Source organism: Lysobacter capsici, assembly GCF_014779555.2.
GTDB lineage: Bacteria > Pseudomonadota > Gammaproteobacteria > Xanthomonadales > Xanthomonadaceae > Lysobacter > Lysobacter capsici.
On the sequence record NZ_CP094357.1, the window covers coordinates 3,773,665 to 3,786,273 of the forward strand.

Annotated in this window: 12 protein-coding genes and 1 tRNA gene; 4 read left to right on the forward strand and 9 right to left on the reverse strand. The window is 65.5% G+C overall.

What is annotated here, in order from left to right:
* The first annotated feature begins 162 nt into the window (after positions 1 to 162).
* Positions 163 to 903: an acetoacetyl-CoA reductase gene (gene phbB / locus IEQ11_RS15260; protein ID WP_191820751.1), complete on the forward strand. Its 741-nt coding sequence runs from the start codon at positions 163 to 165 to the stop codon at positions 901 to 903.
* A gap of 342 nt (positions 904 to 1,245) precedes the next feature.
* Here the strand turns inward: phbB and IEQ11_RS15265 are convergent, their stop codons facing one another.
* Both IEQ11_RS15265 and IEQ11_RS15270 read right to left on the reverse strand, forming a co-directional pair.
* On the reverse strand, positions 1,246 to 2,175 hold the full coding sequence (locus IEQ11_RS15265; RefSeq protein ID WP_036112317.1) for a M48 family metallopeptidase: 930 nt from the start codon (positions 2,173 to 2,175) through the stop codon (positions 1,246 to 1,248).
* A 156-nt stretch (positions 2,176 to 2,331) separates the two neighbouring features.
* The gene (locus IEQ11_RS15270) at positions 2,332 to 4,173 is read right to left on the reverse strand and encodes a formylglycine-generating enzyme family protein (protein ID WP_228464420.1); all 1,842 of its coding nucleotides are present in this window, start codon (positions 4,171 to 4,173) and stop codon (positions 2,332 to 2,334) included.
* 240 nt (positions 4,174 to 4,413) lie between these two features.
* Here IEQ11_RS15270 and rnd point away from each other — a divergent pair, with 240 nt between their 5' ends.
* The 3 genes from rnd to IEQ11_RS15285 all read left to right on the forward strand — a co-directional run bounded on the left by rnd (position 4,414) and on the right by IEQ11_RS15285 (position 6,586).
* Positions 4,414 to 5,538 (forward strand): ribonuclease D, encoded by a 1,125-nt coding sequence (gene rnd, locus IEQ11_RS15275; protein ID WP_046657088.1) that lies wholly within the window; start codon positions 4,414 to 4,416, stop codon positions 5,536 to 5,538.
* A gap of 45 nt (positions 5,539 to 5,583) precedes the next feature.
* A tRNA-Ala gene (locus tag IEQ11_RS15280) sits at positions 5,584 to 5,659 on the forward strand.
* A gap of 309 nt (positions 5,660 to 5,968) precedes the next feature.
* The gene (locus tag IEQ11_RS15285) at positions 5,969 to 6,586 is read left to right on the forward strand and encodes a hypothetical protein (RefSeq protein WP_191820750.1); all 618 of its coding nucleotides are present in this window, start codon (positions 5,969 to 5,971) and stop codon (positions 6,584 to 6,586) included.
* 72 nt (positions 6,587 to 6,658) lie between these two features.
* Here IEQ11_RS15285 and IEQ11_RS15290 read toward each other — a convergent pair whose 3' ends face one another.
* From IEQ11_RS15290 to IEQ11_RS15310, 7 genes are all read right to left on the reverse strand, one after another.
* A complete protein-coding gene (locus IEQ11_RS15290; RefSeq protein WP_191820749.1) occupies positions 6,659 to 8,290 on the reverse strand; it encodes a dihydroxyacetone kinase subunit DhaK in 1,632 nt (543 codons plus the stop codon).
* A gap of 595 nt (positions 8,291 to 8,885) precedes the next feature.
* Positions 8,886 to 9,344: a hypothetical protein gene (locus tag IEQ11_RS15295; RefSeq protein WP_191820748.1), complete on the reverse strand. Its 459-nt coding sequence runs from the start codon at positions 9,342 to 9,344 to the stop codon at positions 8,886 to 8,888.
* A 74-nt stretch (positions 9,345 to 9,418) separates the two neighbouring features.
* Entirely contained in the window at positions 9,419 to 9,745 is a 327-nt protein-coding gene (locus tag IEQ11_RS15300; RefSeq protein WP_191820747.1) for a hypothetical protein, read from the reverse strand.
* A gap of 126 nt (positions 9,746 to 9,871) precedes the next feature.
* Positions 9,872 to 10,381: a DUF4189 domain-containing protein gene (locus IEQ11_RS15305; RefSeq protein WP_191820746.1), complete on the reverse strand. Its 510-nt coding sequence runs from the start codon at positions 10,379 to 10,381 to the stop codon at positions 9,872 to 9,874.
* A 5-nt stretch (positions 10,382 to 10,386) separates the two neighbouring features.
* Entirely contained in the window at positions 10,387 to 10,962 is a 576-nt protein-coding gene (locus IEQ11_RS26020; RefSeq protein WP_425494645.1) for a DUF4189 domain-containing protein, read from the reverse strand.
* Positions 10,890 to 11,387 carry a DUF4189 domain-containing protein gene (locus IEQ11_RS26025; RefSeq protein ID WP_191820744.1) on the reverse strand — a complete coding sequence of 166 codons (498 nt, stop codon included), beginning with the start codon at positions 11,385 to 11,387 and terminating at the stop codon, positions 10,890 to 10,892. Before IEQ11_RS26025 ends, IEQ11_RS26020 begins: the two co-directional genes overlap by 73 nt.
* Before the next feature lie 3 nt (positions 11,388 to 11,390).
* Positions 11,391 to 12,608, reverse strand: coding sequence for a TrbL/VirB6 family protein (locus tag IEQ11_RS15310; protein ID WP_191820743.1), 1,218 nt, complete (start codon positions 12,606 to 12,608; stop codon positions 11,391 to 11,393).
* Position 12,609: the final 1 nt, after the last annotated feature.

Here is a 12,609-nt window from a genome sequence, read left to right on the forward strand (position 1 = left end):
TCTTGCGTGCCTGAAACGGCGCGCAACGGGCGACATCCGGTCGACGAACCGTGGGGACGGTTCGCGGCGCGTGCATCGACCGCGCCGCTTCGCACGCCACGAACCCATTCCGATCCAATCAGCACGATCGCATCCGCGTGATCCAGGCAGGGGCACGATTCCATGAGCAAACGCATCGCCGTGGTCAGCGGCGGCATCGGCGGTCTCGGCACCGAGATCTGCAAATCCCTGGCCCGCGCCGGCCGCCGCGTGATCGCGCTGGACCTGAGCACGCGCGCCGAACGCATCGCCGAATTCGCGCAACTCACCAGCGATTTCGACATCCGTTTCGAAGCGGCCAACGTCGCCGACTTCGACGATTGCGGCGCGGCGATCGAACGCATCGTCGGCGCCGACGGCGCGATCGACATCCTGGTCAACGCCGCCGGCATCACCCGCGACGGCAGCCTGCGCAAGATGGAAAAGCGCGCCTGGGACGAGGTGCTCAGCGTCAACCTCGACGGCGTGTTCAACCTGTGCCGGCACGCGGTCGACGGCATGGCCGAGCGCGGCTTCGGCCGCATCGTCAACATCAGCTCGGTCAACGGCCAGACCGGCCAGTTCGGCCAGACCAACTACTCCGCGGCCAAGGCCGGCATGCACGGCTTCACCATGGCGCTGGCGCGCGAAGTCGCGCGCAAGGGCGTCACCGTCAATTCGGTGTCGCCGGGTTACTGCGAGACCGCGCTGGTGATGGCGGTGCCCGAGGAGATCCGCAGCAAGATCATCGACTCGGTGCCGGTCGGCCGGCTCGGCCAGCCCAGCGAGATCGCGCGCACGGTGGAGTTTTTGACCGCCGACGATGCGGGGTTCATCACCGGGGCGAATATTCCGGTGAATGGCGGGTTGTTCATGAGTTTTTGAGGCGGGATTCGGGATTCGGGATTCGGGATTCGGGATTCGGGAAAAGATTACGGCCCCGGCAACGAACAAACCCGCCTTTCGGCGGGTTTTTCGTATTCGCCTCGCATGTCGCGCTTCCGACTGTAGGAGCGGCGCGAGCCGCGACCGCGAATCCTCAGCTACGTCGCCAGCGTGGGTTCGCGGTCGCGGCTTGCGCCGCTCCTACAGCTTGAAACGTGGCCGCATGGGGATCGGGCGGCAGTGGCTTGCCCGCATCCACGCCAACGACGTCGTTGCGGATTCTCGGTCGCGGCTCACGCCGCTCCTACCCTTGATTGAAAACGCGGGGAAGCGACTTCGCGATCAGCGGCTCGCCAACGGCTTGTTCGCGCAATTGGCCTGATAGAACTGCATCGCCGCCGGCATCAGCGCCTGTAGGGTCTGGATGCGGTTGGCCGGATCGGGATGGGTCGAGGCGAACTCGGGCGGGCGCTGGCCGCCGCCGAGCTGCGACATGCGCTCCCACAGCGGTATCGCCTGACGCGGGTCGTAGCAGGCCGCCGCGGCCAGCATCAGACCGACCTTGTCGGCCTGGGTCTCGTGGTTGCGCCCGTACGGCAACACCAGCCCGTACTGCGCGCCAGCGCCGAGCGCGCCCATGATCATCTGCTGCTGTTGCGGGTCCATCCCGCCCATCGCCACGCCGGCGGCCATCTGGCCCATCTGCACCAGCTTCTGCTGGGCCATGCGCTGCGAACCGTGGCGCAGCAGCGCGTGGGCGATTTCGTGCCCCATCACCACCGCCAGCGCATCGTCGTTCTGGGTCACCGGCAGCAGGCCGGTGTACACCGCCATCTTGCCGCCGGGCAGGCAGAAGGCATTGGCCTCCTGCGAATTGATCACCGCCACGCTCCACTGGAAGTTCTTGTAGTCCTCCGGCGCGGCCTGCTGATTCTGTTGCGCCAGGGTCTGGGTCACCTGCGGCACCTTGTTGATCAGGCGCTGGGCGATCTCGCTGACGTCCTGGCTCTGCGGCGAATTCGACGGCAGCAGCGCGCGCTGCGCGTTGGCGTCGCTGAGCACCTGCTGGAACGCCTGCGCGCCCAGTTGCACCTCTTCGTCGGCGCTGGCGCCGTAGTGCGCCTTCTCGCCGGTGTAGGGGTCGGTCTTGGCGCCGCCGAACCACGACACCAGCGCGTAGATGCCGAACGCCAGCAGGATCAGCCAGCGAAACCCGCCGCCGATGCCGAAGCCGCGCCGCCCGCCCTGCACCTGGTTGCCGTAGACACTCATCTGCACACTCCCGAATCCTGCTCGCGGACGTCAATCGCCCTGCCATCGGGCGCCGCGTCCGCCTGCGCGAACCGCACCGCCCTCGCTTCGCCAACCTGTCCCGCCTTGCCGCCGACCCGCCGCGGGCGGCCCATCATGGACCGCCGGCCGCCGATCTCAAATATCCCGCACCACGCGAAAACCCAGACGCCCGTTGGTGGTGTCGGCGCTGGTGCCCTGACGCCACGCCGCGCGTGTCTGCGCGGGCGAGCTCGACCACGAACCGCCGCGAAACACGCGCGTGCGGCAGCCCGGATTGAACCAGGCCGCGCCATCGCGCGGCGCGCGGCGGTAGTTGTCGTGCCAGCAATCGGCTACCCATTCGCTGACATTGCCGCCCATGTCGTGAAGACCGAATGCATTAGGCAGATAGCTGCCGACCGGCATCGGCCCCCAGGCGCCGTCGCCGTAGCCCTGGAACGCGTTGCGCCAATGCCGGCCGCTGGGCGAAACGTCCAGGCTGCCGGTCAGATTGCCGATCTTGTTGGTCGGCGCGCCGTCGCCCCACGGATAGCGACCCTGCTTGCCCGCGCGCAGCGCGTATTCGTACTCGGCCTCGCTCGGCAGGCGGTAGCGCTGGCCGGTGATCGCCGACAGCCACTCCACGTAGGCCGCCGCGTCCTTGGCGCTGACGTGGACCACCGGCAGATTGTCGGCCGCCGGCTGGCCGGCGTAATCGGACTGCCAGTCGACGCCGCCGCGCCGGACCAGATTGCCGCTGCGTTCGTCGTAAGCGGTCGAATAGCCGCGGCGGGTGGCGCGCGCGCGGTGCTTGCTGGAATTCATGAAGCGGCGGAACTCGCCGACGGTGATTTCGTAACGCGACACCGCCAGACCGCGCTCGAAGCGGATATTGCGCAGCGGCCGCTCGGCATCGCTGGAGTCGGCCTCGCCGACCGGCGCGCCCATCCGGAATGCGCCGTGCGGAATCACCACCATCGCCGGGCCGCGGCCGCCGAAGTTCATCGCATCGGTGAACACCTGGCCGGGGCGGAACAGGCCGTAATGGGTCGCCAGTTCGATCCGCTCGCGCAGTTCGGCCGCGGCCGGGTCGCCGGCCGGCGCGATCCGCAGCAAGGTCGCCAGCAGGCCGCGGGCCTCGTCGATGCCGCGCAGCTTGGGCAGCGCGGCGATGCCCTGGTCGCGCAGGCTGCCGATCCGCGCCCGACGCTGCTCGGCGATCCGTCCTTGCGCATCCGACACGGTCGACAGCTTGGGCCGCACCAGCGCGGCCTTGGCCAGCCAGCGCTCGGCGCCGGCGTAATCGTCGCGGTCGGCGGCGACCTCGGCGCGGCGGATCAGCGCGCTCTCGGCCGCGGCGATGCCCTGCAGCGCGCGCACGTCGCCCGGCCGCAGTTCCAAAGCCTCGCGGAACCGCGCCAGCGCGCCGTTCTGGCCGGCCTGGGCGCCCTCGCCGATCCGTCCGGCGTTGAGGTCCTCCTCGCCCAGCCGGTCGGCTTCCTGCGCCTGATCGGCGCGATCCACGCGTTCCAGATAGGCCTCGACCTTGCGATGCTCCGGCGCGACCGCGCGCGCCACCGCCGCCACCTGATGCGCGTCGCGCAGCGACAGCGGCTCGTCGTCGATCTTCTTCAGCGCGGCGTCGCCCTCGATCAGCAGCAGCGCGATGGCCCGATCCAGGCCGGCGGCGATGCGGCGGTCGTTAGGCGCGAACCCGCGCAAGGCCACGAACAGCGGGATCGCCGAATCGGCATCGGCGTACAGCTTGCCCACGCTCAACGCGGCTTCGGCGCGCTTGCGCAGGTCTTCGGCGTTGTCCGGGCTCACCGCGATCGCCGGCGCGCGCCACGGCGGCACCGGCGACACCGCCTGATCGGCGCTGACGGTCACGATCGGTTTGCGCGCGGCCGCCTCGGTCGAGGCCGCCTTGCCGGCGCGGTCGCCGCAACCGCTCAACAGCCCCAGGGCCACGATGCTGGTCCACATCAGTGCGCGCAAACCGCAACCTCTCCCGGATGAATTGAGCGATTGATGCAGCATATCGCTTCAGGGCCGGGATTCGGGATTGGGGATTCGAGAATCGGATAAGCCAAGGCCGCGTGCCGGACGCCGCGATGCGAGGTGCTTTTACGATTCCCGACTCCCCATTCCCGATTCCCGCCCACCCCAATCCCGGCCCTTTGAGCTATTGTCGCCCGCCCGGCCCCGCTAACGGCCGCGACCCGAAAGAACCGGAACATGCCCGACTGGATCACCACGCCCGCCGCGCTGCAAGCGCATTTCGAGGTCAAGCCCGCGCGCATCGGGCTGGATACCGAATTCATCCGCGAACGCACTTACTGGCCGCAACTGGCCCTGGTGCAGATCGCGATCGAACGCGAGGGCGAGGCCGAACCGACCATTCTGCTGGTCGACCCGCTACGTCCGGGCATCGCCGCCGCGCTGGCGCCGATCCTGGCCGACACCGACATCCTCAAGATCGTGCACAGCCCGAGCGAGGACCTGGTCGCGTTCAAGCACGCCTGCGGCGTGGTGCCCAAGCCCTTGTTCGACACCCAGCAGGCCGCGGCCCTGGCCGGCATCGGCAGCGGCCTGGGCTATCAGAAACTGGTCGAACAACTGACCGGCGTGGCCCTGGCCAAGGGCGAAACCCGCTCGGACTGGATGCGCCGGCCGCTGTCGCCGTCGCAGCTGGAATACGCCGCCGACGACGTGCTGCACCTGTTCGCGATGCACGACGCGCTCGACGGCATGCTCGGCCAGCTCGGCCGCCGCGAATGGCTGGCCGAGGACGCCGCGCGCACCGTGATCAACGCCGAGAACGAAGGTCCCGAGCGCTGGCCGCACCTGTCGATGCGCAGCGCCCAGTTCCTCGATCAGGCCGCGCAGCGCCGGCTGGTGCGGCTGCTGCGCTGGCGCGACGTGTACGCGCGCGACAGCGACAAGCCGCGCAGCTGGATTCTCGACAACGAACTGGCGGTGGCGATCGCGCGGCAGGCGCCGGCCGATCTGGACGCGCTGCAGCGCCAGCTCGACGCCCATCCCAAGGCGCCGCGCAAGCTCGGCGAGACGATCTGGGCCGCGCTGGCCGCGGTCCAGCCCGACGAAGACCAGACCCCGGACGCCGGCGTCGCCGAAACCCGCGACAAACAGCGTCTGCGCCTGTTGCAGGACGCCGTCGCCACGCGCAGCGCCGCGCTCGGCCTGCCCGACGGCGTGCTCGCCTCGCGGCGCTGGCTCGAGGCTCTGCTCGATCACGGCGACTGGCCCGACGCCCTGTCCGGCTGGCGCCGCGCCGCGCTGGAACCCGATCTCGCACCGTTGCTGGCCGCGCCGGCGAACGCATCGAGCAGCCGGGGCTAGCGCGAGCGGTTTCATCCCGCTAAACTTCGTCCCCTTGAAGTATGTGGGGCGGTAGCTCAGCTGGGAGAGCGTCGCGTTCGCATCGCGAAGGTCAGGGGTTCGATCCCCCTCCGCTCCACCACTTCATGCGAACAAGCCGACGAGCGATCGTCGGCTTTTTTGTTGTCCGCGCCCGGCCTGCCGGGGCTCTCGGTGCGCAGAGCGACGCTGTTGTCGCGCAGTGCGCGCAGTGCGACGAAACCGCGCATTCGCGCCCGATCCATCCACACACCAGCCGCTTGCGCCGGCTCAGATCGCCGTCACACTATGCGCCGGGACGACGGGCGCTCGATCGAACCATCGCTCCGCGCCAACACAGCCCATCCGCAGCACGTTCGACTCCAAGGACGTTTCACTCAACGGCGATCCGCCGCCACGCAGGAAGCAAGCCATGCCCCGTCGAATCCGCACCATCCTGAGTTCCGCACTGATCCTGGCCGCGCTCGCGACGACGCCGTGCGCAGCCGCCAGCTGGGGCAAAGTCGAGACACCTTTCGATGCCGCGCAAGCCGCGCAGATGCTCGAACCCGGCAGCGCCACCCTCAAGGGCCGCGGCTTCATGCGCCTGAAGGGTCTGATCGGCGGCAAGACCTACGCCGACAACACGGCGGTGTATCTGTTTCCGATGACCGGCTACATGCAGGAGTGGTATCGGCGTTTCAAGAACGATCCCGGCATCGGCTTCGATACCACTATCGGCTATGCATCGACCGACGCCTTGCGGGTCCATCGCCAGACCCGCACCGACGGCGGCGGGCAGTTCGCGTTCGACAAGCTCAAGCCCGGCAAGTATCTGCTGTATCTGGGCATCGGCTATGTGGTCACCGCCAGTTGGCAGGATCAAGTCGGCACGCAGACGGTCTATAACGGCTACGGCCAGGAACTGTCGTCCACGCCGATCTACGGCGGCGACGTGCATACCGGCAGCGCGCCGGTCACTCACCACATCCTGAAAATCGTCGAAGTGAAGCAGGACGGGCAGGCGCTGGATCTGGGCGATATCCGCTGATTCATACGGGCCGGCGCGGACAGGCCGCGTCGGCCTGGCTCGACTTGATCGCTTACCCGCGATCAGCCGCTGTCAATCGCTCACCGCCGCCAACGCCTCGAACGCCCGCGCCACCGCTTCGGCGCCCGGATCGATCGCGCCGGCAAGCGCGTGCTCGGGCACGTAGGACGCGCGACCGGCCCCGGCGCGCGTCATCGTCGCGGTGAGGACGGCGCCTTCGCGCGCCGCGCGCGCGGCTTCGACGAAACCCCGCGGCAAGGCCTGCACCGCCGGGATCAGCGCATCGAGCATGGTGCGATCGCCCGACCCCGCGCCGCCGTAATGGCGCATGCGCGCGATGCCTTCGTTCAAGGCCGCCGGCCAATCGCGACCGGCGGCGAGCGCGGTACCGGTGGCGGTAAATAGAATCGACAACAGCACGCCGCTGGACCCGCCCATCGCATGCGCGAGCACACGTCCGAGTTCGTCGCACAGGCGCGCGGGCTCGCCGGTGCTCAGGGCGTTGCGCTGCAACCGCGCCTGCACCGCGCGCGCGCCGGCGGCGAAGGTGCTGCCCGCGTCGCCGTCGCCGATACGCGCATCGAATGCGTCCAGGATTTTTTCCGCATCGAGCAAGGTCCGCGCCACCCGCTCGATCTTCGCCGCGACCGCGGTGTCCTGGGCGCCGGGCGCGATGCGATCGGCGGCGTCGAGCGCTACTTCGAACACGCCCGGTTCGCGCGGAACATACGTCCCCGGCCACGCCAGCGGTTCGACCGGCGCGCGCAACGCATCGAGGTATTCGGTTTCGGCCGGCAACAAGGTCACCGAGAAACCGTGCATGTCGAGCGAGGTCATCAGCGAGGCCGGACGCACCATCAGGGTGACGCGCGACGGGCCGATGCGATTGAGCACTTCGTCGGCGAGCACCGCCAGTTCCTGGGTCGAGCAGCCGCCCAGATCGTTGAGCATCGCGATCACCGGCGCGCCCGGGCCGTAACGCAGATCGGCGTGTTCCAGCAGCGGCGTCAGCACCATTTCCACCGCGCTGTTCGCATCGCGCGGACGGATTGCACGCGCGCCGCGTTCGTTGTGGATGCCCAATCCGAGTTCGGCGCCGCGCGGCTCGGGCGTGTGGCCGGGCAAGGTGCAACTCGCCAGCGACAGCCCCAACGACAACAGCCGATCGGCGAACGCCTGCGTGCGCGTCGCGACCTCGTCCAAGGCCCGCCCTTGCGAGGCCAGATACCCGGCGTATTTATGCACCAGCACGGTGCCCGCGATGCCGCGCGGTCGCGCGCTATCGGGCAGCGCGATATCGTCGGCGACGATGCACATGCGCACGTCCAGGCCTTCGCTGCGCGCCTGCTCGGCGGCGAGTCCGAAGTTGAGGCGATCGCCGGTGTAATTCTTCACGATCAGCAGGCTGCCGCCGCGGCCGGTGCAATGACGGATCGCGGCGAGCACCGCGGCGACGCTTGGCGAAGCGAATATTTCGCCGGAGATCGCCGCGCTGAGCATGCCGCGACCGACGAAGCCCGCATGCGAAGGCTCATGCCCTGCCCCGCCGCCCGACAACACCGCGACCTGCGCGCGATCCAGGTCGCTGCGCGCCAGGATGCGCATGCCCGATGCGGGAGCGGCGACGTCGACCGCCGCGCCGGCCGCGGTGCTGGCGAGCACCTGCCGAACCACATCGCCGGGATGGTTATAGAAACGATCCATGAGCTGCGCCTTGAGAGGTCGGTACGCAGTCCATGGTAAGTCAGCGATCGGGTCGGACAACATGCGATTTCGTTCCGAATGTGGCGATGCGAACGGCGCGGATGCGAGCAGATTGCGCAATAGCGAATTAGTCCAGAACAGATTCCGCCTCAAGCGCGAAGCCAGGGTCATGCGATCCATCAAATGGAAAACTCGATAACGGTTTTCGTCGTGATTCCAACGGGCGGCGCCCGTGACCGTGTTGTATCGGCCGGGCCTGTCGCGGACCTGTCGAATGCGGCGTTTGCGCGCGGCAGCGGTGGATACCGCGACGGACGTCACCACGGGGTGTGGACGTGGCTACGAATCGACGTCGGGTTGCCGATGCGGCAATGTCAGGCGAAACCGACGATGACGTGATCCCTCGCCCGCTGCCGACTGGCTACTTCACAAGGGCTATGCGACCAGTCGGCCTTGCGAATCGCCGAACCCCTGACACGACAACGCCGGACGCAGAGCGCCCGGCGGTCAGGTCGATTGTCGAATCCGGTCGCGAACGACCGCGCCCTCGGCGCGGCGGTGTCGCCATAGGCCGCTGCGGCGCCGTATCGCCGCTTCAGACGCTCACTGCGCAGACATGGCGCGAATCGAGACTGTCGACCACCGCGCCCGCGAGACGGCGATAGCTCACTTCCCCGGTGGCGAAGTGCATCACGAACAGCAAGGTCGTAATAGCGAACAAGACTTCGCCGCCGGGCACCAGGCCCGGCAAATGCATCACGAACGGCAGACCGGCCATGCTGAACACCACCGGCCAGGCGCTGAGCGCGGGCACGAACGAGGCCAGCAGATAGCTACGCAACTGACGGATGTCGTCGCGCCTTACGCCGCGCCAGGAGGCCTTGACGTACCGCCAGGCCTTGAACACCAGGCCGGTTTCGAGCACCGCTTCGCGCAGCCTCAGTAACGCGGCCAGCGCCGCGGCTACCTGCGCCAGCATCAGCAGCGCCCCGATGCCGGTCTTGAGCCAATACACCGCCAGCACGAACGCCGACATCATCGTGCAGAACGCCATCGCGGCCGTCCAGCGAATCCGCTGCAGCGTACCGACCCAATCGACGCGCTCCCATCCGTGGAATCGCGAGGCCATCAGAAGGTGGCTGCCGGGTCCGACGAACCGCCGCCCTTCTTGCCCGCGCCATGGCTCGGCACCATCGGCCGGCCACCGGCCATGCAGACGTACATGAAGGTGTTGATGTACTGGTAATTGACCGAGTAATACGGGTTGATGACCGTCCACAACCCCATCTTGCCGTTGATCGCCATCCAGTTATGCGCCGGATACCCGATCGTGCAGAACTTGTCCGGATTGTTGTTGTACGGCACTTCCTCGTACACACCGCGCTTGCCCTGCGCCATCGCCGGCGCGACCGCGAACAACGCCACCAGACCGAACGCCACGATTGAACGTTTCATGCAACTCTCCTTGTGAATACCGCACCTGATTTTGAACACGGATAACGAGCAAGAATTATCTTGGAAGCGCCACCAATCCACTCGAGCCCAACATCGCTGCGACAGCCGAAAGCCGGCACATCTATCTCACCTGCCCCGCACCGGATAACTACAACCAGAGTAGTAAACCTTGCAGTTCTCCAGCCCGTCACTAACACACTGTTTTAAGCCCAGATCAGCGGCTCGCTCAGCCGTCGCAGCCCTCATCGACGTATATCCCGCATTTCCCGCAACAAGAACGCCGCATTGATTGTAATAAGCCAAAACAACCTCGCACTGTGTCCCACCTTTAGAACGACAGTCATTCATGGCAGCCTCTTTCGCTTTACGCTGACTTGCCATCTCCACGGCGACACCGATGCCAGCGCTGTCTTTCGCATTGTCTACAGCAATTGCGCCCCAACGATCTTCCCAATGAACAGTTGGCGTACTAGACGAAGTCGAAGCGCCGGAATCCGACTGATAATAAGGAGAGCTTGGATTGTCGGGCGGGATGCAAAGCGGATTGTTTCCCGCAGGAATTCCCGCCGGACAACCTTGCGCTGCCGCCAGCCCGCTCAAGCTCAACATCGCTGCTATAGCCAACAACTGGTACACCTATCTCACCGGACACGTACAGGATAGCTGCAGCTTGAGTAATAGACCTTGCAGTCTTTTAGACCGTCGTTATTGCATTTTTCCATGCCTAACTTGGTTGCCTGTTCGACGGTCCCAGCGCGCATAGTGTTATAGCCAGACTCCGCCCAGACCAGCACTCCACATTGGTTGTAGAAAGACAAAGCGACTTTGCATTGCGTGCCACCTTTTCTTCGACAGTCCTGCAAGGCCGTCGTTTTGGCCTTACGTTCGCTAGACATCATTTCCGCGACACCAATGCCCACGCTATCTCGTGCGGTATCCATTGCAATGGCCCCCCATCGATCTGCCCATTTTGGAACTGGGACACTGGGCGTGCTGGGCAAGCCAGAATCTGGCTGATAGTACGGGGAGTTTGGATTGTCGGGCGGGATGCAAAGCGGATTGTTTCCCGCGGGAATTCCCGCAGGGCACTGCGCAAATACCGGCACCCCAACCAGCATTAGGCCGACTAAAAAAAAGCCTCTCATTACCTTACAAGCTCGGCAGGGCTGCAATCCGAAAAATATACATAACAACCTTGGTCCCCAGACCTCCGACATGTATCCATACCGATCTCAGTCGCACGCGCAACTGTTGGAGCGGCTGAAGTGCTAAAGGTCTTTGCCCCAGCAACAATCACCCCACATTGGTTGAAGTAGGTAAGCTCCACTTTGCAGGATGTGCCACCCTTTCTCCGGCATTCCGACATTGCGGCGGTTTGAGCAGCACGCTTACTACGCATGCTCTTGGACGCACCCAGGCCCGCCTTTAGATCAATAGCGAATGCACCCCAACGATTCTCCCAGCGCTCGACGGGTATCGAATTGGCTGCCCCCCCTGAGTCTCGATAGTAAGGCGAGTTCGGATTGCTGGGGGGAATGCACAAAGGATTATTTCCTGCGGGAATCCCTGCCGGACAACCTTGCGCCGCGACAGGGCTGCTTAGGCTCAAGCACACAGCTATAAATAAAATTTTACCCTTCATGACCTATTTATCCTGGGCGGTTTTCTGGTCAGTTTTGATCTGATCAGAGTTGCTCTGCGCAAGGTAGCCATAGCCCGGAGCGCCTTCAGATTTCGTTCCAATTTTTACTTGATCCAGGTTTTGCGGAATAGGTTGAGCACCTGTAGGGGGCGGCAAAGTTCCAATTTTTGCTTGCTCCTTAACCTCACCCTGCTGCTGAGACTGAGGCCTATGCCCATGCCCCACTGCAGCCTGCTGCGCTTCACCACCCTGCCCACGCGCTCCCACCGAGCCAAACACCGAAGTGGCACCAAACTGACCCAACGCGCCCTGGAAGAACGAGGCCGCCATCGGCGGAATCGTGACCAGAAGTACGGTGAGCACCAATCCGAGGCCCCCTTGCTGCATGGCCAGGGAGCTCACGCTGGGCATGTCCACGGTTACGCCCATCCCGTTGAGCGCCAGGGCGGTCGTGTATTTCATCGCGGTTTGCAGCGCTACCGCACCGACGATCTTCATGGCGATCGTCACCATGAAGCTGAGCACCGCCATCGAGAACATCGTGCCTATGCCGTAGAACAGCCATCGGCTGAACAGGCTCTTGGTCTGCTCGAACAGCAGGCTGAGGATGAACAACGGCCCCAGGCCGACGAACAAGGCCAGCGCGACCTTGTACATCAGCAGCAAGGCGCCGCCGATCACCGCCGGACCGGCCACGCCGATGCCGGTCATCAGCACCGCCTTGTCGATGTCGTTCTTGATGCTCTGATTTTCCAGCGCGGGCAAAGTCTCGATGGCCGCCATGGTGATCTGCATCTTGGCGAGATTGCTGTCGATCGAATCCGCCGGCGACGAGCGCTTGCCGGTGACGAAGTAGGAAACCTCTTCCTGAAGTCCGCTGGTCAACAGACCGTAGATATTGGCGTTGCCGAGCGTCAGCGTCGACGCGGCCACGATGATCAGGGTCGAACGCAGCGTGGTGACGACCAGTCCCATCATCGAGTCGCGCGACTGGCCGGTCAGAATGCGGAAGCCGTTGAAGATGATCCAGAACGTCATCAGCGTGGCTCCGACCGAACCGATCCAGAACGCCATGCGCGTCAGCATATTGTCCTGGAGCACCGCGATTTCGTTGTCGATGAACTCGAAGATCAGCTTGAAAAACGCCCACTCGCCGATCTGTTCGAAACCGGTGGCCGCCAGCGCACCTGGGATTGCTCCCGCGACATGCGAGATATCCATG

What these genes read in the sequence shown, in the direction of transcription:
- phbB (WP_191820751.1), top strand. Translation starts at nt 163, where the DNA reads ATGAGCAAACGCATCGCCGTGGTCAGCGGCGGCATCGGCGGTCTCGGC.
- IEQ11_RS15265 (WP_036112317.1), bottom strand. Translation starts at nt 2,175, where the DNA reads ATGAGTGTCTACGGCAACCAGGTGCAGGGCGGGCGGCGCGGCTTCGGC.
- rnd (WP_046657088.1), top strand. Translation starts at nt 4,414, where the DNA reads ATGCCCGACTGGATCACCACGCCCGCCGCGCTGCAAGCGCATTTCGAG.
- IEQ11_RS15285 (WP_191820750.1), top strand. Translation starts at nt 5,969, where the DNA reads ATGCCCCGTCGAATCCGCACCATCCTGAGTTCCGCACTGATCCTGGCC.
- IEQ11_RS15290 (WP_191820749.1), bottom strand. Translation starts at nt 8,290, where the DNA reads ATGGATCGTTTCTATAACCATCCCGGCGATGTGGTTCGGCAGGTGCTC.
- IEQ11_RS15295 (WP_191820748.1), bottom strand. Translation starts at nt 9,344, where the DNA reads ATGGCGTTCTGCACGATGATGTCGGCGTTCGTGCTGGCGGTGTATTGG.
- IEQ11_RS15300 (WP_191820747.1), bottom strand. Translation starts at nt 9,745, where the DNA reads ATGAAACGTTCAATCGTGGCGTTCGGTCTGGTGGCGTTGTTCGCGGTC.
- IEQ11_RS26020 (WP_425494645.1), bottom strand. Translation starts at nt 10,962, where the DNA reads ATGTCGGAGGTCTGGGGACCAAGGTTGTTATGTATATTTTTCGGATTG.
- IEQ11_RS26025 (WP_191820744.1), bottom strand. Translation starts at nt 11,387, where the DNA reads ATGAAGGGTAAAATTTTATTTATAGCTGTGTGCTTGAGCCTAAGCAGC.
- IEQ11_RS15310 (WP_191820743.1), bottom strand. Translation starts at nt 12,608, where the DNA reads ATGGATATCTCGCATGTCGCGGGAGCAATCCCAGGTGCGCTGGCGGCC.